This window comes from Staphylococcus sp. HL28 (assembly GCF_021117155.1).
Lineage (GTDB): Bacteria > Bacillota > Bacilli > Staphylococcales > Staphylococcaceae > Staphylococcus > Staphylococcus warneri.
The window spans coordinates 1,907,409-1,926,989 of record NZ_CP088218.1 but is presented as its reverse complement, the minus strand read 5'-3'; the positions used below and the strand labels follow the sequence as shown (position 1 = coordinate 1,926,989).

Genomic DNA, 19,581 nt, shown 5'->3' with positions numbered 1-19,581 from the left:
GTGAATGTTTTTTTGTCGTTTATTTTAAATCATTTTTAACATGCTGCAAGACTTTTAATATTGTTTCGCTATCTTCAATATTTGGATAGTGAATCATTTGCTTGGCATTGGGATAAGGAGAAACCATTTTACAATCTTTCAATATTTCAGATGAGGAAGTTGTAGATTTAATCAATAGACAATTGTCGTACAATCCACCAACTACACTTTTATCAAAGTATATGATATATTCTCCCATCATTTTACGAGTCGTAATATGGTCATTGTCAATGTTTTGCATAAATCGATTGAGTGTATCTTCGGATGTTGCCATTTTTTCACAACCCTTAAATTAATTATAAATCTAACGTTAGTATACACAATGATTTATGATTAATGCTATTTTTGGTTTAAATTTTTGTATTTATCTGCGTAGTTAGTAAACACCCCATCAACGCCATAATTATTTAAACGTTGCATATCTGCTTCTTCATTAACAGTAAATGGATGTATAAGAAATCCTAAATCTTTTAAATGCTTAGTATTTTTTTCATTTAAATCTGTATATTCAGGACCTACACCAACTGCATACGACTTAATACGTTTTAAGTCTGCTTCACTTTGGAAAGGCAACTCGCCTTTATCTAATAGACGAATTAAAGGAACATTAGGATTTAATTGTTTCATTTTTTGTAGACTAGGTTCAGAAAAGGATTGAACAATGACATGACCATTTTTGAGTGATTGATCCGTCAACATACCATGTTTGTTTAAGCTTTGAATTAATTGATTCTCCATACCTGGATAAACATCAGGAGATTTTGTTTCGATATAATAATTAGCATTTTTACCGTAGCGACTTAAAATTTCATCCAAAGTAGGGACCTTAGCATTGTTATATTCTGATTTAGCAAGGTCTGGATGCTGCTTGTTAAACCAACTACCAGCATCGAGTTTCTTTAATTCTGCTAAGGTATAATCTTCTACTCGTCCATGTCCATTAGTAGTACGATCAACGGTTTCATCATGCATAGCAACGAGGTGACCATCTTTCGTTCTTTGTAAATCAATTTCTATGTATGATGCACCTAATTCATTGTGACTTTTATCATATGAATTGAATGTATGTTCAGGAGCGTAACCACTTGCACCTCTATGAGCAATAGTAGTGTGAGCTTCACCAGTTAAATTTTTCTGCCATTGTGAATGGCTTTGTTTAGTATTGTTAGAAGTTTGATCTTGAGTTGAATCTGAAGTTTGAGCTGATTGTCCATCTCCGCTTGCAATTGCAGGAGTGCTAACACTTATCATAGATAAAGTTAGTGTTGCGATACTGGCAGATACCCATTTATTTAATTTCAAAGTAATAACATCCTTTCAATTTGAGTGTTATTACTATCATGGCAATATTTTTAAATTTGAGAAATAGAATTTACCGAATAATTAAATAACTCTCAAAGACTTAATATTCAGTTCAAAATATATTAATAATTAACAAACGATTTACATAGTTTAAGTCTTAAAAATATTAGTATCTATGCTATGAAGTCTGAAATTAACTTAATGTGATATACGTTTATATTTATCTGCATAATTGGTAAAGACCCCGTCAACACCATAATGATTTAATCGTTTCATATCAGAGATTTTATTAACAGTGAAAGGGTGTATGATAAAACCAAAATCTTTTAAATGAACAGTGTTAGATTCATTTAAGTCAGTATATTCTGGACTAATGCCTGTTGCATAACTTCGAATATATTTTAAATCTTTATCCGTTAACTGTTGTAATTGGTGTTTTTTTAATAATCTAATTAATGGAATCTGCTTATTTTGCTGATGAACTTTTAACAGACTTTCTTCAGAAAAGGATTGAATCATAACATGACCATTTTTTAATGAGGTCTTATTTAATAAACCGTGTTTTTGAAGTGTTTGTAAAAGTTGTTCTTCCATTCCTGGATAAACATTAGGAGATTTCGTTTCGATATAATAATTAGCATGTTTACCATATCTTGATAGTATTTCATCTAAGGTTGGTACTTTGGCATTTTGATATTCTGATTTAGCCATTTTAGGATGTAATTGATTAAACCATGAACCGGCGTCAAGTGCTTTAATTTGTGCAAGCGTTAAATCTTTGACTTTGCCTTGTCCGTTAGTAGTTCGATCAACTGAATCATCATGCATCGCTATAAGTTGACCGTCTTTCGTTCTTTGTAGATCAATTTCAATGTATGAGGCACCAATATCATAATGACTTTTATCATAGGCATTAAATGTATGTTCAGGAGCATAACCGCTTGCACCTCTATGTGCAATCGATATAAATTTTTCGTGTGAGGGATTGGAATGCCATTTTGAGTGTTGACTAGTTTGGTTATTGAATTGTTCGGATTTAACAGGGGTGTTTTGGAACTTAGTATAAATAAATAGACAAATGAAAGACATAAATATCAAAAATATTGATAATAGAGTAATTTTAGAATGTTTAAACATAGATTGCCCTTTCTAATAATTATTGAATACTTAATTATTATACTATAAGTTGATGGGCAATATAATTATAATTTAAAACAGTTGTCTTGATATTTATATTGGAAGAGGAGAGAATTGGGGGAGAAAAAGGGAGTAGGATAGAAATAAATTTTAAGAAAATATTATTTCTGTCCCACTCCCAGTTAAATATATTAGGAATTCATTAATTGTTGTGCAACTGATAGTTGGTGTTTAACAGCATCTTGACCTGTTGAACCATAACTCTTACGACGTTTTAAACAATTTTCAGGTTTTAAAAAGTCATAAATATCAGCTTCGATACTTTCATGATGTGATTGATAATCTTTTAAAGGTACATCGAGTAAATAAATACCTTTATTAATACAATCTAAGACGATTTTTCCAACAATTTCATGTGCTGTTCTAAATGGAACGTTCTTACTTACAAGATAATCTGCTAATTCAGTAGCATTTGAAAAATCTTTAGTAACTGTTTCCGTTAAACGATTGGTATTTACCGTCATAGTATCTAGCATACCTTCAAATATTTTTAATGAACCTTTAATGGTATGAATCGCATCAAATAAGCCTTCTTTATCTTCCTGCATATCCTTGTTATAAGCTAATGGTAATCCTTTAAGTGTTACTAACATACTCATTAAATGTCCTGTAGTACGTCCAACTTTACCTCTTATCAATTCAGCCATATCTGGATTTTTCTTCTGAGGCATGATGGATGAGCCTGTAGAAAAGGCATCAGATAAAGTAATGAATTTAGCTTCATCTGTAGACCAAAAGATAATTTCTTCAGAAAATCTTGATAAATGAACCATAGTTAATGAGATATTATGCAGCGTTTCAACAATATAGTCACGGTCACTTACTGCATCTAAACTATTTTCATAAACTGCACTAAAATTAAGTAGTTTTTGAGTTTCATGACGATCAATAGGATGCGTTGTCCCACTTAATGCTGCTGCACCAAGAGGGGATATATCGATTCTTTTCATACTATCTTGGAAACGTGATTTATCACGTTCTAACATCCAAAAATATGTCATAATGTGATGCGCAAATGAAATAGGCTGTGCACGTTGCAAGTGTGTATAACCAGGCATAATCGTATCGACATGTTGCTTAGCAATTGTTAGTATCGTTTGTTGTAATGATTTAATTAATTCAATAATGCCACTTACTTCTTCTTTGGTATATAAATGCATATCTGTTGCTACTTGGTCATTTCTACTTCTACCTGTGTGAAGTTTACCTCCAGCTTCACCAACACGTTGAATCAACTCATGTTCAATATTTAAATGAATATCTTCTAATGACGCTTTGAATTCTATTTTATTTTGATGCACGTCTTTTTGTATTGCTTTTAGACCTTCGATAATCGTATGGGCTTCATCTTTACTGATAATATTTTGATTAGCGAGCATTGTAGCATGCGCTATACTACCTTGTACATCTTGATCGATTAGATTTTGATCGAAATCAATTGAAGCGTTAAATTCATCAACCCATTCTTCTGGTTGCGCTTCAAATCTGCCTCCCCAAGCTTTATTACTCATTACTATAGCCTCCATGTAACATAGCATTGACTTGTGTTGGTAAACCATAAATATCAATAAATCCTACTGCAGCTTCTTGATTAAAGGCATCTTCTTTAGTGTAAGTCGCAAGTTTTTCATCATATAGTGTATAAGGTGATTTTCTACCATTTACAATTGCATTGCCTTTAAATAATTTGACTCTTACGTCACCTTCAACATATTGTTGTGTACTGTCAATAAATTGCTTAAGGCTATCAGTCAATGGAGAGAACCATAAACCATTGTACACTTGTTCAGAAAATTGTTTTTCAATGACGGGTTTGAAGTGTGCCACGTCTTTAGTAAGTGTAATTGTTTCTAATGCTTTATGTGCTTTTAAGATGACTTCTGCACCTGGTGTTTCATAGATTTCTCTTGATTTAATACCTACTAATCTATTTTCAACATGGTCAATTCTACCAATACCATGTTTACCAGCTAATTGATTTAAATAAAGGATCAAGTCATCTAAATTGTAATCTTTACCATCAACTTGAACAGGTACACCATTTTTAAATGTAAGGATAATTTCGTCAGCTTCATCAGGTGTATCTTCTAGTGCATTAGTTAAATCGAAGGCATCTTCAGGGGGAGCGGCATATGGATCTTCTAAAATACCGCATTCGTTAGCTCTACCCCATAAATTTTGGTCAATTGAATATGGTGAATCATAATTAATAGAAACTGGAATATTATGTTTAATAGCATAATCAATTTCTTCTTCACGACTCCATGCCCATTCTCTTACTGGTGCAAATGCTTTTAAGTTAGGATTAAGTGCTTTGATTGCAACTTCGAAACGTACTTGGTCATTACCTTTACCTGTACATCCATGAGCAATACCAACTGAATTTGTTTTTTCTGCAATTTCAACTAACTTTTTAGAGATTAGGGGACGAGATAATGCTGATACTAATGGATATGCATTTTCATACATTAAATTCCCTTTAATGGCATAGCTTACATAATCATCACTAAATTCTTTTGTTGCATCAATGATGTGGCATTCTACAGCTCCCATTTTTAATGCTTTGTCATGAACAAGGTCTAAATCTTTACCTTCTCCTACATCTAAACAACATGCGACTACGTCGTATCCTTTGTCAATTAACCATTGAACTGCAACGCTTGTATCTAATCCTCCAGAATATGCTAAAACGATTTTCTCTTTCATATTTACACCTCAAATTATTTTCAGAATTTTAATATAAATTCATCATAGCAAATTCTAGATGAAAAATAAACCATAAAACTACATAAATATACATTTTGGGTTAAAGTTTATTGAGCTTAAATGCATGTAATTACTTATTTCTAGGTATTTTTAATAGTTTTAAATTTTTAGAAAATTGTATAATGGATTAAAGGTGTTTTGATGATTTAATAAGATGACACTGAAAATTCACTTTTTAAATATAAAATAGAGACTTGTGAATTGAATAGCATATACAAACTTAGTAGAATTAAAGTAGTAAAACATAGGAGGCTTTTTAGATGACTCATATTCAATTAGATTATGGTAAGACTTTAGAATTTTTTGGAGAACATGAATTAGAACAACAAAAAGATATCGTGAAGACATTACACAAAACGATACATGAAGGAACTGGTGCAGGAAATGATTTCTTGGGTTGGGTAGACCTTCCTGTTGATTATGATAAAGAAGAGTTTTCAAGAATTGTAGAAGCTTCTAAACGTATTAAAGCAAATTCTGACGTGTTAGTTGTTATTGGTATTGGTGGTTCATACCTTGGTGCACGTGCTGCTATTGAAATGCTAACATCTTCATTTAGAACAAATAATGACTATCCTGAAATTGTTTTTGTAGGTAATCATTTATCATCAAGTTATACAAAAGAATTAGTAGATTATTTAGCTGACAAAGATTTTTCTGTAAACGTCATTTCTAAATCTGGTACAACTACTGAACCAGCAGTTGCATTCCGTTTATTTAAACAATTAGTTGAGAATAAATATGGTAAAGAAGAGGCTAAAAAACGAATCTTTGCAACAACTGATAAGCAAAAAGGTGCATTAAAACAATTAGCTACAAATGAAGGTTATGAAACATTTGTAGTACCTGATGATGTAGGTGGCCGTTATTCAGTTTTAACTGCTGTCGGTTTATTACCAATTGCAGCTGCAGGTATCAATATTGAAGCAATGATGATTGGTGCGGCAAAAGCACGTAAAGAATTATCTTCTGACAAATTAGAAGAAAATATTGCTTATCAATATGCAACAATTCGTAACCTTCTATATAGCAAAGGTTATACAACTGAAATGCTTATCAACTATGAACCGTCAATGCAATATTTCAATGAATGGTGGAAACAATTATTTGGTGAATCAGAAGGTAAAGACTTTAAAGGTATTTATCCTTCAAGTGCTAACTACACAACTGATTTACATTCATTAGGACAATACGTTCAAGAAGGTCGTCGTTTCTTATTTGAAACAGTTGTTAAAGTGAATCATCCAAAACATGATCTTACTATTGAAGAAGATAGTGACGATTTAGATGGATTAAATTATCTTGCTGGTAAAACAATTGATGAAGTTAATACAAAAGCGTTTGAAGGTACATTATTAGCACATACTGATGGTGGTGTTCCTAATATCGTTGTTAATATTCCACAATTAGATGAAGAAACATTTGGTTATGTCGTGTACTTCTTCGAACTTGCATGTGCTATGAGTGGCTATCAATTAGGCGTAAATCCATTCAATCAACCAGGTGTGGAAGCATATAAACAAAATATGTTTGCTTTACTTGGTAAACCAGGATTTGAAGATATGAAAAAAGATCTTGAAGCAAGATTATAAGTCTTCAATATCAAAGATGTATATTTGTTTTTAATGATATAAATATAATTGAAATAATACCGATGGAACATATTGTGTTTCATCGGTATTTATATTGAAATTAAAAATAATCTACGCCTTAAGATGTATTTATTGAATTTAAAAAGATAGTTGTTTCAAAAAGCTATAATTACAACTATAATAAATATAGTAATGTTTACCAAAGAAAGGATTTGGGATTTTGTCGTTTGAACAGTTAGAAGAATGGTTTGATTTATTTCGGCAATTTGGATATATTCCAGGCTTTGTGCTCATTTATTTTCGTGCGATTATTCCAATATTACCGCTAACGTTATATGTCATATTAATTATGCATACATATGGTGCAATAGTAGGGATAATCATATGTTGGCTAGGTATTGTTTCAGGTACTTTTACTATGTTTTTAATTTTTAAACGATTAGTCAACACAAAAAAGATGAAACAATTTAAAACTAAACGATCCGTACAACGATTAATTAGTTTTATTGATAGACAAGGTTTAATACCATTATTTATATTATTATGCTTTCCATTTACACCAAATACATTGATTAATGTAGTGGCAAGCCTGTCACATATTAAAACAAAGTATTATTTTATTGTATTAACTTTATCTAAATTGATTTCTATCACTGTATTAGGGATAATGGGACGAGAAGTAACGACTATTTTCACTAATCCGATAAGAGCAATTGTGACTATACTTTTTTTCATCATACTTTGGTTTATTAGTAAAAGGGTAGAAAAGCATTTTATGGGCTCTACTAAGGAGTGAAAAAGTGAAAACTGTTATTAAATATTTGATTTCCTTAATATTTGCGATTATTATTGTACTGTTCATCCAAACATTCGTTATTAGAGGAGCCGTCGTCAATGATGACAATATGTCACCTACATTAGTTAAAGGTGATAGATTAATTGTTAATAAAATTAAAGTTACATTTAATTTATTAGATACTGGTGATATTATCATGTATAAAAATGCTGGACATACGCATTTTGGTAGGATTATAGGTAAACCAGGTCAATCTATTGAAATAAGGAATAATAAAATTTATCGCGACGATAGAGAAATTAAAGATAAATTTGCGGAAAATAGACAATTAAACAACTTTTCATTGAGAGATATGAAATATTCTGATGGCGATATCATTTCACCTAAACATTATTTTGTGTTAAATGATAACGATCATAATCAATCAGACTCAAGACGCTATGGTTTAATTGATAAACAGAATATTATTGGAGATATAAGTATTAAATATTATCCGTTTGAAGCATTTACGACAGATTTTAAATGAATATAAGAGGTGTCTAATTTGAAAAAAGAAATTATGGAGTGGGTTATTGCCATAGCGGTGGCTTTAGCATTAGTAATTTTAATAGGAAAATTTGTTGGTCAACCGTATACAATTAAAGGTGATTCGATGGATCCGACATTAAAAGATGGTGAACGCGTGGTTGTTAATATTATGGGCTATAAAATAGGTGATGTAAAAAAAGGTAACGTCATCGTTTTCCATGCTAACAAGAAAGATGATTACGTGAAACGTGTGATTGGGGTACCTGGTGATAAAGTACAATATAAAAAAGACCAATTATACATTAACGGTAAGAAACAAGATGAACCTTATTTAAATTATAATGAGAAGCGTAAGCAAATTGAATATATTACGGGTACTTTCCAAGTGAAAGACTTAGCTAATGCAAATCCTAAATCTAATGTGATACCTAAAGGTAAATATTTAGTATTAGGTGATAATCGTGAAGTAAGTAAAGATAGTCGTTCATTCGGTTTAATCGATAAGGATCAAATTGTCGGTAAAGTATCATTTAGATTCTGGCCATTAAATGAATTTAAATTTAACTTTAATCCAGATAATACTAAAAATTAATACGGTTTAAAGCGGTAGATGTTGTTATAATGTCTACCGCTTTTTTTACTTAACCTTGCAGGGGGAGTGGGGCCCCAGACATAGAGAATTTCAAAAAGAAATTCTACAAGCAATGCAAGTTGGGGTTACGACGAAATCTCAATATTAATTTAAATTAAAGGATCACCCTAGCTAAAGCTAGTGCGCATAAAGGCATACTTTTGCAAAGCAAATTAGTATGACTTACCTAATAGTGAAAGCTATTAGGAACAATAATTTATAAAAATGTAGTGTTAAGAAATATATATATAATATTGAGTGACTTGGCAGTAGTTGACTGAACTAAAATCAATATTCTATTAATCTTAGTTCTAGTCAACCTTGCAGGGGAGTGGGGCCCCAGACATAGAGAATTTCAAAAAGAAATTCTACAAGCAATGCAAGTTGGGGTTACGACGAAATCTCAATATTAATTTAAATTAAAGGATCACCCTAGCTAAAGCTAGTGCGCAAGAAACACTAACATTTTATAAAAATGTAGTGTTTCTATGTGTTAAAATGTTGTCAAAGGAGTGAGGGTTGTAATGGAATTAAATGCATATATTGGGAGAGCTGGTACTGGTAAATCCACAGCAATGGTTGATGAAATAAAAGATAAAATGAAACGTGACCCACTTGGGGATCCAATTATTTTAATCGCTCCAACACAAAGTACATTTCAATTTGAACAAGCATTTGTTAATGACGATTCATTGAATGGTAGTTTAAGAACAGAAGTGCTTCACTTTGAAAGATTAAGTCATAGAGTATTCCAAGAAGTTGGGGGCTTCACGGAACAACGTTTATCTAAGGCTGCAACAGAAATGATGATTTATCATCTAGTGCAACAATTTCAAGATGATATGAAATTATATCGTTCGCAAGCTAAATATTTTGGGTTTAGTGAAAAGTTAGCAGAACAAATTCAAGATTTTAAAAAGTATTCTGTTTTGCCAGAACATATTGATGAATTTTTAAACACGCATCATGTTCAAACAAGAACAAAGCATAAATTAGAAGATATATCTTTAATATATAAGCAATTTGAATCAAGAATGCATGGACAATTTATTACAGTAGAGGATTCATTGCGTCAATTTATCACACAAATGGATCAATCTGAGTGGTTGAAACGATCAGAAATATACATAGATGGCTTCCACAACTTTTCAACATTAGAATATGAAATGATACAAGCATTAGTAAAGAATGCTAAAAAAGTAACGGTATTACTCACTACTGACGGGAATAAAGATGCTTTCAGTTTATTTAGAAAGCCCTCAGAAGTACTCACGCACCTCGAAGATATAGCACAAGACTTGCATATTCAATTAAATAAAAACTTCTTTACAGATATTTTTCGATTTGAAAATAATGACTTAAAATCATTAGAGTCACAATTCGATGCATTACAAATCACGCCTCAGAAATCAGAAGGATTTATCGACATTTTTGAATCATCAAGTATGAGAGAAGAAATAAATGAAATAGCTCGTCAAATACTTAAAGACACACGTGATAATCAATTACGTTTTCAAGATATTGCAATCCTTTATAGAGATGCATCTTATGCGGATTTATTTGAATCAATTTTACCGTTATATCAAATTCCATTTAACATCGATACAAAGCGTTCAATGACACATCATCCTATTATGGAAATGATTCGTTCATTAATCGAAGTCATCCAATCTAATTGGCATATCAATGCCATGATGCGTTTATTGAAAACCAATGTACTCACAGACCAATTTAAAAATAGTACCCATTTAATAGATTTATTGGAAAACTTTGTGATAGAACGCGGCATATATGGAAAAAGATGGTTAGATGATGAGTTATTTAACATTGAAAACTTTAGAAAAATGGGGCGCAAAGAACATCAACTGACTCAAGAAGAAAGAGACACATTTGAACAAGTCGTCAAATTAAAAACAGATGTCATCGATAAAATTTTACACTTTGAACAAGCCATGAATGAAGGGAAAACGGTACGTGATTTTGCGACGGCATTTTATGAGAGTATGGAATATTTTGAACTACCGAATCATTTGATGACTGAGAGAGATATGCTAGATAATGATGGTTATCATGAACAAGCTGAAGAAATTGATCAAATTTGGAACGGATTAATACAGATTTTAGATGATTTAGTGACAGTCTTTGAGAAAGAAAATATGTCATTATCCCGTTTCTTAGAAGTGTTTGATATAGGGTTAGAACAATTAGAATTTGTTATGATTCCACAAACGTTAGACCAAGTAAGTATTGGTACCATGGATTTAGCAAAAGTAGATAATAAAAAGCATATCTATCTTGTAGGTATGAATGATGGTTCAATGCCACAACCTATTTCTTCTTCTAGTTTAATGAGTGACGATGAAAAGAAAATATTCGAAGAAAATGCTCAAATCGAATTAAGTCCTACGGCAGATATTTTACAAATGGATGAAGCATTTGTGTGTTATATCGCTATGACTCGTGCAACATCTAAAGTGACATTTTCATATAGTTTAATGGGAGCATCAGGTGATGAAAAAGAAATGAGTCCATTTCTAGCTCAAATTAAAGATATTTATCAAGACTTGGATGCGGTTAATATCCATCAGATGCATCAAGCGAACCCTATGTCTTTAATTGAGCATGTGCATCAGACTAAAATTAATTTGTTTGAATCGCTTAGAGCATGGTTAGATGAAGAAATTGTAGCAGAAACATGGATAGATGCGTACCAAGTTATGCGAGATGATGAGCGTTTAAATAAGGACCTAGATTATTTAATTACTTCATTAACTTACGATAATGAGACCACACAACTTAGTGAAACATTGGCGCAAGATTTATATGGTAAAACCATCAATGCAAGTGTATCGAGATTTGAAGGATATCAACAGTGTCCATTTAAACACTACGCTTCACATGGCTTACGATTAAATGAACGCACAAAATATGAACTACAGAATTTTGATTTAGGTGATATCTTCCATTCTGTATTGAAATACATTTCGGATCGTATCAATGGTGATTTTAAACACTTAGATCAAAAGAAAATCAAGACATTAACAACTGAGGCATTAGAAACTATTCTACCTAAAGTACAATTTAATTTACTAAATTCATCTGCATATTATCGATACTTATCACGAAGAATAGGTGCCATTGTAGAGACAACTCTCAATGCATTAAAATATCAAGGCGATTATACAAAATTCAAACCACAACAATTTGAAACAGGTTTCCGCAAAAAGCCTAAATCCGATGAGGAGTTAATTGCACAATCATTAACAACTAAACAAGGTGTACCCATTAATATCAGAGGTCAAATTGATCGAATTGATACGTATACAAAAGACAATCAAAGCTATGTAAATATTATCGATTATAAGTCATCAGAAAGCAGTGCCACACTTGATTTAACCAAAGTGTATTATGGCTTACAAATGCAGATGATGACGTATATGGACATTGTGCTACAAAATCAAGATAGATTAGGATTAACAGATATAGTTAAGCCTGGAGGATTGCTATATTTCCATGTTCATGAGCCAAGATTAAAATTGAAAAACTGGTCGGAAATTGATCAAGAGAAAATAGAAAAAGATTATATTAAATCATTTAAAATGAGTGGATTAATTAATAGTGACGAAGAAGTTTTAGATGCATTAGATATCCGATTAGAACCTAAATTCAAATCTGATATTGTGCCAGTTGGTTTAACGGCTAAAGGTGCTATTAGTAAATCTGGTAGTCAAGTTGCTGATGAAAAAACGATTTATAAATTTATAGAACATAATAAAAATAACTTTATTGATACAGCAACACATATTATGGATGGTCACACAGAAGTATCACCACTTAAATATAAACAAACATTGCCATGCCAATTTTGTAGTTATCAATCAGTTTGTCATGTGGATGGTATGATTGATAGTAAACGATATCGAACAGTTGATGAATCGATTAATCCAATAGAAGCAATACAACAAATGGAAGAAAATGGAGGTGAAAATGAATGATACCTACAAAACCTAAAGACGTTATTTGGACAGATGCACAATGGCGTAGTATTTATGCGAAAGGTCAAGATACTTTAGTAGCGGCTGCTGCAGGATCAGGGAAAACGGCTGTCCTTGTAGAAAGAATAATTCAACGAATTTTAAGGGATGAAATTGATGTTGACCGCTTATTAGTTGTAACATTTACAAATTTAAGTGCTAGAGAGATGAAACATCGTGTGGATCAACGTATACAACAGGCGTCCATAGAAGATCCAAATAACGAACATTTAAAAAATCAACGTATCAAAATACATCAAGCACAGATATCGACTTTGCATAGTTTTTGTTTAAAATTAATTCAACAACATTATGATGTATTGGATATCGATCCGAATTTTAGAACGAGTAGTGAAGCAGAAAATATTCTACTTTTAGAACAAACAATCGATGAGGTTTTAGAACAACATTATGATAAGTTAAATCCTGATTTTATTGATTTAACCGAGCAATTATCAAATGATCGTAGTGATACTCAATTTAGAAATATGATTAAACAGTTATATTTCTTTAGTATTGCTAACCCTGATCCATTCCAATGGTTAAATCAACTATCTGCACCATACCATGATGAAACACAACAAGATGATTTATTAAAATTATTAAACGATTTAGCAATGATCTTTATTAATGCTGGTTATGAATCGCTTGAAAAAAGTTATGAATTATTTTCAATGATGGAAGGTGTTGAGAAACAACTAGAAGTTATTGAACAAGAACGTCGTTTTATGAGTGATTTATATCATAATGATCAATTACAGGTGGATGTACTTGTTCATCACCAATTTGTCAGTCGATTTCCTAGTATTAGCGCTAAAATTAAAGAAGAAAATGCGATGATGCTTGACGCTTTAGAGGATGCAAAAGCCTCATATGATAAATATAAAGACATGATTAATAAAGTGAAAAACGATTATTTTTCAAGAACACCAGAAGATTTAAAACGTGATATGCAATTACTTGCGCCACGTGTGAGCTATCTTTCAGAAATTGTGAAAGATGTCATCCATGATTTTAGTAAGCATAAGCGAAGTCGCAATGTATTAGATTTTGCTGATTACGAACATTTTGCACTTCAAATTTTAACCAATGAAGATGGTACACCGTCTGCCATTGCTGAAATGTATCGTCAACATTTTTCTGAAATATTAGTAGATGAGTATCAAGACACAAACCGAGTACAAGAGAAAATTTTATCTTGTATTAAAACGGGAGATGAATCAAATGGTAATTTATTTATGGTTGGTGACGTAAAACAATCCATTTATAAATTTAGACAAGCAGATCCTAGCTTATTTATCGAAAAATATAATCGATTTAATGTGGATGGACATGAGGCAGGAATGCGTATTGATTTATCACAGAATTTCCGTTCTCGTAAAGAAGTGTTATCTACTACTAATTACCTATTTAAGCATATGATGGATGAAGCGGTAGGAGAAATCACTTATGATGATGCAGCTCAATTATATTATGGTGCACCATATGATGAAGTTAATCATAATGTAGAATTACGTACATTAGTTGAAGCTAGCTCTGAAAATAGTAAATTAACGGGTACTGAACAAGAAGCCAATTATATCGTTGAACAAGTAAAAGATATTTTAGAACATCGAAAAGTCTATGATATGAAAACCAATACGTATCGACCAGCGACGTATAAAGATATCGTTATTCTAGAACGAAGTTATGGCCAAGCGCGTAATTTACAACAAGCTTTTAAAGATAATGATATACCGTTCCATGTCAATAGTAGGGAAGGATATTTTGAACAAACAGAAGTACGTTTAATATTATCGTTTCTGCGTACAGTTGATAATCCATTACAAGACATCTATTTAGTGGGTTTAATGCGTTCAGTAATTTATCAATTTACAGAAGATGAATTAGCTAATATACGCGTATTTAGTCCGAATGATGGTTATTTTTATCAATCGATTCAACAATATATAAAAAATGATATGGCTAACAAAAAATTAGTAACTAAGTTAAAACGATTTTTAGACGATATTCAACATTATCAAGACTATAGTCAGCGCTATCCTGTCTATCAATTAATTGATAAATTCTATAATGATCATTATGTGATTCAATACTTTAGTGGTCTTATTGGTGGTAGAGGTCGTCGTGCAAATCTTTATGGTTTATTTAATAAAGCGATTGAATTTGAAAATTCAAGTTTCCGAGGTTTATATCAATTCATTAGATTTATTGACGAGTTGATTGATAGAGGTAAGGATTTCGGTGAAGAAAATATTGTAGGTCCAAATGATAATGTGGTCAGAATGATGACCATTCACAGTAGTAAGGGCTTGGAATTCCCATTTGTCATTTATTCAGGGCTATCTAAAAGATTTAATAAAAATGATCTGAGTAGACAAGTTGTATTGAATCAAAAATATGGTTTAGGTATGGATTATTTCGATGTTAATGAAGATATCGCGTATCCTTCATTATCTTCAGTGGCTTATAAGGCAATTAACGAGAAGGAAATGATCTCTGAGGAAATGCGTTTAATTTATGTTGCATTAACGCGTGCCAAAGAGCAATTGATTCTGATAGGTAGGGTGAAAGATGAAAAAGAATTAGGTAAATTAGAAAGATTGCCAATTTCGGGAAATCATCTTGCAGTTAACGAACGCTTAACTGCACCAACGCCATTTACTATGATTTATAGTATTTTAGCTAAATATCAATCTTCAAGCATTACAAATGATCAAAAGTTCGAAACAAACATAGAACAATTAGATAGCAACGTTAAACCAAGAGTGAATCTATATGTAGACAACTTCGAAGATATATCAACAGAGACTCTGTTATCAGAAAGTGAAATAAGAACTGTGGAAGATATTGAAAATGATCAAAGCGGTAATGATGACATCAAAGCTAAAATTAAGGAAAAACTAACATTTGAATATCCATATCAAAAGGATATTGAGAAACCATCTAAACAATCTGTATCTGAATTGAAGCGTCAATTGGAAACAGAGGAAAGTGGTACAAATTATGATCGAGTGCGTCAATACCGTATTGGTGTGTCAACCTACGAAAGACCCAAGTTTTTAAGTCAACAAGGTAAACGTAAGGCTAATGAAGTGGGTACATTGATGCACACAGTAATGCAACATTTGCCGTTTAAAAAGGATAGATTGACTGAAACAGAGTTAGATGAATATATCGATCGTTTAATAGAAACAAATATTATTGAATCTGACGCTAAAGAAGATATTAGATTTAAAGAGATTATGACATTTATTCAGAGTGATTTATACATGAATATTGCCAATGCTGATCAAGTTTTCCGAGAATTACCATTTGTAGTGAATCAATCAAAAGTTGATCAGATAGAGTTGGATGATGAAGGTGTATCGATTATTCAAGGTATGATTGACTTGATTTACGTGAGTGAAGGTCAATATTACTTTGTAGATTATAAGACAGATGCATTCAATCGACGAAGAGGCCTAACAGATGAGGAAATCGGACAACAATTGAAAGATAAATATCAAATTCAGATGAAATATTATCGCAATACATTAGAAACGATTCTTCAAACAAAAGTTAAAGGTTATCTATACTTCTTTAAATTTGGCATATTAGAAATAGATGATCATGAATAATTTCTAGCTATCCTAATAAAGTATGGTAATCAATATGTAGAAACTTTCTTAATTTTCTTACTTATATATTTGTTATTTCATGCTTATTATAGTTATAATATGTATTAAGATATAGATGAGGAGTTGATTATGAATGAAATTTTTATCATTCAAGCATAATGACAGAACTTCATACGGTGTTAAAGTTAAACGTGAAGATGCTGTTTGGGATTTAACATTAGTATTTGCTGATTTTGCGGAAAGTGATTTTCATCCAAAAACATTATTAGCAGGATTACAACAAAACCAAACGTTAGATTTCCAAGAACAAGTACGTAAGGCAGTTGTTGCTGCAGAAGATAGCGGTAAAGCTGAAGATTACAAAATTTCATTTAATGATATTGAGTTTTTACCACCAGTTACACCACCGAATAACGTTATTGCTTTCGGTCGTAACTATGAAGATCATGCAAGTGAATTGAACCATGAAGTACAACGTTTATACGTATTTACTAAAGCTGCGTCATCATTAACAGGTGATAGTGCTACAATTCCAAATCATAAAGATATTACAGATCAATTAGACTATGAAGGTGAATTAGGTATTGTCATTGGTAAATCTGGGGAGAAAATTCCTAAAGCGCTAGCATTAGACTATGTTTATGGTTATACAATTATTAATGATATTACAGACCGTAACGCTCAAAATAATCATGACCAAGCATTTTTATCTAAAAGTTTAACTGGCGGTTGCCCAATGGGACCATATATCGTTACGAAGGATGAACTTCCTACTCCTGAAAATGTTAACATTGTAACAAAAGTTAATAATGAAATCCGTCAAGACGGTAATTCTGGAGAAATGATCTTAAAAATTGACGAACTAATCGAAGAAATTTCTAAATATGTTGCTTTACATCCAGGGGATATTATTGCGACTGGTACGCCAGCCGGTGTGGGAGCAGGTATGCAACCACCACAATTCTTACAACCAGGTGACGAAGTAAAAGTAACAATTGATAATATTGGTACTTTAACAACTTATATTTCAAAATAATTGATGAAATTGTATTATTTTAAATAACAAGGTAGCTATCTTGAAGCAATTAAACTTCAATGATAGCTACTACTTTTATGTTATGATGATTAAAGTAAATATATTAGTGGGGGGACATTGTCTTGTTACATGTTCATATTTTAAGTTGGGTATTAGCAATTATTTTATTTATTGCTACATACTTAAACATTTCAAAAGTACAAGGCGCATCACCATATTTTAAACCTTTACAAATGTTGTTAAGATTATTTATGGTATTAGCGCTTATTTCTGGATTCTGGGAATTAATTAAAGAATTTGCAGCAGCAAGCCATGGTGAAGGTGGCAATCATATGTTACTTACATTAAAAATGCTTTGTGGCTTGGGCGTATTAGCATTGATGGAAGTTTCAATTGCAAAGAGAAAGAAACATGAAAATAGTAATAAATTATTTTGGATGACAATTGCATTAATTATCGTAACAATTGCAATTGGTATTATTCTACCTTGGGGACCAATCAGTAAGATGTTCGGTTTAGGATAATAAAGCATTATATATTATTTTTTATTAGAAGTTGAGGCAAATATTCATTTATATTTGTTTTAACTTCTATTTTTATTTGACATAGAGTTCACTCTATACCTTATACTCTATTATTATAAATTTTGAAGGAGTATGTTTACGATGGATAAAAAGAAAAAATTAATTTTGATTGTGATTTTATTTAGTTATTTTCTAATATTAATGGATAACTCCATTATTTTTACAAGTACAGTAAAAATTGCCAAAGATTTAAAAATGAATGATGCAACATTATCATGGATATCTAATGCTTATACGATTACATTCGGTGGATTTTTATTACTTTCAGGTAGATTAGGAGATTTGATTGGCCGAAAAACGCTATTTTTAATTGGACTTAGTATTTTTGGTATTTCGAGTCTTTCGATTGGTTTGGCTCAATCAAGTATGCAAATGATAATTTTTAGGGCAATTCAAGGGATAGGCTCTGCAATCATTGCACCAACGACATTAGCACTCATTATGGACAATTATTCTGGAAAGTTGAGAGTCAAAGCAATCAGTTATTATGGTGCAACTGCTGGGGTTGGAGCTAGCATAGGTCTTATACTTGGAGGATGGTTAACAAGTGCAATTAGTTGGAGGTCTGGATTTATAATTAATGTGCCATTTACAATATTTTTAATTATTATGTCGATTCTCTTTATTAAACGGACGGAATTGACGAAACAAAGAATAGACATCATAGGAGCTATTTTATCAGTTGTTGCAACTATGGGACTTGTATATGGAATTACTAATGAATCATTATTGTTTGTATCGATTGGTTTGATATTGTTTATAGTATTTGTATATTTTGAAAAAGGTATAAATTATGCCCTTGTACCAATGAATCTCTTTAGAAGCTCTGTAAGATCAGGCGCGTATATAGGTAGATTTATCTTTATGATGTCTATGTTATCGTATTGGTTTATTTTGCCACAAATAATGCAACAGCAATATCAATATTCACCATTACAAGCTGGCATAGGCTTTTTACCATTGACTATAGTTAATTTTATTGCAGCAATGTATTTACCTAATGTGACTGAAAAGTTGGGTAATACAAAAGTTTTATTTTTAGGTCAATTTATTTTAATAGTGGGCATGATTATCTCTGCATTGATGAATCCTGAAAATGGTTATTGGATAGCTATAGGTTTACCAATGATATTAGTAGGTCTAGGTCAAGGTTGGATATTATCACCATTAACAAATGCAGGTATTTATGAAGTTGACAATACAATAGCCGGTGCAGCAAGCGGTATGACAAATACTATGCATCAACTTGGTGGTCCAGTTGGATTATCGTTAATTATTTTAATGACATCTCAAATTAAGAATATAATTACTTATTATCATATTGTGATGTGGATGATAACTGTATACTTGATTATTGGTTTAGTTATATTATTATTTACACAAAAAAGTAAAATGAAAGACACAAATTAAAAATTAAAAAAACAAGTCGACTCAATGATTAGATTGAATCGGCTTG

At 31.5% G+C, this 19,581-nt stretch carries 14 protein-coding genes; 9 read left to right on the top strand and 5 right to left on the bottom strand.

Annotated features, from left to right (window positions below):
* Nucleotides 1-19: 19 nt before the first annotated feature.
* From LPC11_RS09305 to LPC11_RS09285, 5 genes are all read right to left on the bottom strand, one after another.
* On the bottom strand, nucleotides 20-313 hold the full coding sequence (locus LPC11_RS09305) for a TfoX domain-containing protein (RefSeq protein WP_023374988.1): 294 nt from the start codon (nucleotides 311-313) through the stop codon (nucleotides 20-22).
* 65 nt (nucleotides 314-378) lie between these two features.
* Nucleotides 379-1,290 (bottom strand): glycerophosphodiester phosphodiesterase, encoded by a 912-nt coding sequence (locus tag LPC11_RS09300; RefSeq protein WP_171485026.1) that lies wholly within the window; start codon nucleotides 1,288-1,290, stop codon nucleotides 379-381.
* Between the two features lie 249 nt (nucleotides 1,291-1,539).
* The gene (locus LPC11_RS09295) at nucleotides 1,540-2,478 is read right to left on the bottom strand and encodes a glycerophosphodiester phosphodiesterase (RefSeq protein ID WP_023374990.1); all 939 of its coding nucleotides are present in this window, start codon (nucleotides 2,476-2,478) and stop codon (nucleotides 1,540-1,542) included.
* A gap of 191 nt (nucleotides 2,479-2,669) precedes the next feature.
* Nucleotides 2,670-4,049: an argininosuccinate lyase gene (gene argH, locus LPC11_RS09290; RefSeq protein ID WP_231307227.1), complete on the bottom strand. Its 1,380-nt coding sequence runs from the start codon at nucleotides 4,047-4,049 to the stop codon at nucleotides 2,670-2,672.
* Nucleotides 4,042-5,244 carry an argininosuccinate synthase gene (locus LPC11_RS09285; protein ID WP_023374992.1) on the bottom strand — a complete coding sequence of 401 codons (1,203 nt, stop codon included), beginning with the start codon at nucleotides 5,242-5,244 and terminating at the stop codon, nucleotides 4,042-4,044. The genes argH and LPC11_RS09285 overlap by 8 nt, the downstream gene beginning before the upstream one ends.
* A gap of 320 nt (nucleotides 5,245-5,564) precedes the next feature.
* Here LPC11_RS09285 and LPC11_RS09280 point away from each other — a divergent pair, with 320 nt between their 5' ends.
* The 9 genes from LPC11_RS09280 to LPC11_RS09240 all read left to right on the top strand — a co-directional run bounded on the left by LPC11_RS09280 (nucleotide 5,565) and on the right by LPC11_RS09240 (nucleotide 19,535).
* A complete protein-coding gene (locus tag LPC11_RS09280; RefSeq protein ID WP_002450798.1) occupies nucleotides 5,565-6,896 on the top strand; it encodes a glucose-6-phosphate isomerase in 1,332 nt (443 codons plus the stop codon).
* Nucleotides 6,897-7,116: 220 nt separating this feature from the next.
* Entirely contained in the window at nucleotides 7,117-7,692 is a 576-nt protein-coding gene (locus tag LPC11_RS09275) for a TVP38/TMEM64 family protein (RefSeq protein WP_015365226.1), read from the top strand.
* Between the two features lie 4 nt (nucleotides 7,693-7,696).
* On the top strand, nucleotides 7,697-8,218 hold the full coding sequence (gene lepB / locus LPC11_RS09270) for a signal peptidase I (protein ID WP_023374993.1): 522 nt from the start codon (nucleotides 7,697-7,699) through the stop codon (nucleotides 8,216-8,218).
* 18 nt (nucleotides 8,219-8,236) lie between these two features.
* Nucleotides 8,237-8,812 carry a signal peptidase I gene (lepB, locus tag LPC11_RS09265; RefSeq protein ID WP_041613912.1) on the top strand — a complete coding sequence of 192 codons (576 nt, stop codon included), beginning with the start codon at nucleotides 8,237-8,239 and terminating at the stop codon, nucleotides 8,810-8,812.
* A 563-nt stretch (nucleotides 8,813-9,375) separates the two neighbouring features.
* The gene (gene addB / locus LPC11_RS09260) at nucleotides 9,376-12,846 is read left to right on the top strand and encodes a helicase-exonuclease AddAB subunit AddB (RefSeq protein WP_023374994.1); all 3,471 of its coding nucleotides are present in this window, start codon (nucleotides 9,376-9,378) and stop codon (nucleotides 12,844-12,846) included.
* Entirely contained in the window at nucleotides 12,843-16,505 is a 3,663-nt protein-coding gene (gene addA / locus LPC11_RS09255; protein WP_231307226.1) for a helicase-exonuclease AddAB subunit AddA, read from the top strand. Before addB ends, addA begins: the two co-directional genes overlap by 4 nt.
* Before the next feature lie 133 nt (nucleotides 16,506-16,638).
* Nucleotides 16,639-17,541 (top strand): fumarylacetoacetate hydrolase family protein, encoded by a 903-nt coding sequence (locus tag LPC11_RS09250; RefSeq protein WP_002450792.1) that lies wholly within the window; start codon nucleotides 16,639-16,641, stop codon nucleotides 17,539-17,541.
* Nucleotides 17,542-17,663: 122 nt separating this feature from the next.
* A complete protein-coding gene (locus LPC11_RS09245) occupies nucleotides 17,664-18,065 on the top strand; it encodes a YisL family protein (protein WP_023374996.1) in 402 nt (133 codons plus the stop codon).
* Between the two features lie 141 nt (nucleotides 18,066-18,206).
* Nucleotides 18,207-19,535, top strand: a complete 1,329-nt coding sequence (locus LPC11_RS09240) for an MFS transporter (RefSeq protein WP_023374997.1) — start codon at nucleotides 18,207-18,209, stop codon at nucleotides 19,533-19,535.
* The last annotated feature ends 46 nt before the right edge of the window (nucleotides 19,536-19,581 follow it).

What these genes read in the sequence shown, in the direction of transcription:
- addB (WP_023374994.1), top strand. Translation starts at nt 9,376, where the DNA reads ATGGAATTAAATGCATATATTGGGAGAGCTGGTACTGGTAAATCCACA.
- LPC11_RS09295 (WP_023374990.1), bottom strand. Translation starts at nt 2,478, where the DNA reads ATGTTTAAACATTCTAAAATTACTCTATTATCAATATTTTTGATATTT.
- argH (WP_231307227.1), bottom strand. Translation starts at nt 4,049, where the DNA reads ATGAGTAATAAAGCTTGGGGAGGCAGATTTGAAGCGCAACCAGAAGAA.
- LPC11_RS09250 (WP_002450792.1), top strand. Translation starts at nt 16,639, where the DNA reads ATGAAATTTTTATCATTCAAGCATAATGACAGAACTTCATACGGTGTT.
- LPC11_RS09240 (WP_023374997.1), top strand. Translation starts at nt 18,207, where the DNA reads ATGGATAAAAAGAAAAAATTAATTTTGATTGTGATTTTATTTAGTTAT.
- LPC11_RS09285 (WP_023374992.1), bottom strand. Translation starts at nt 5,244, where the DNA reads ATGAAAGAGAAAATCGTTTTAGCATATTCTGGAGGATTAGATACAAGC.
- addA (WP_231307226.1), top strand. Translation starts at nt 12,843, where the DNA reads ATGATACCTACAAAACCTAAAGACGTTATTTGGACAGATGCACAATGG.
- LPC11_RS09280 (WP_002450798.1), top strand. Translation starts at nt 5,565, where the DNA reads ATGACTCATATTCAATTAGATTATGGTAAGACTTTAGAATTTTTTGGA.
- LPC11_RS09305 (WP_023374988.1), bottom strand. Translation starts at nt 313, where the DNA reads ATGGCAACATCCGAAGATACACTCAATCGATTTATGCAAAACATTGAC.
- LPC11_RS09300 (WP_171485026.1), bottom strand. Translation starts at nt 1,290, where the DNA reads ATGATAAGTGTTAGCACTCCTGCAATTGCAAGCGGAGATGGACAATCA.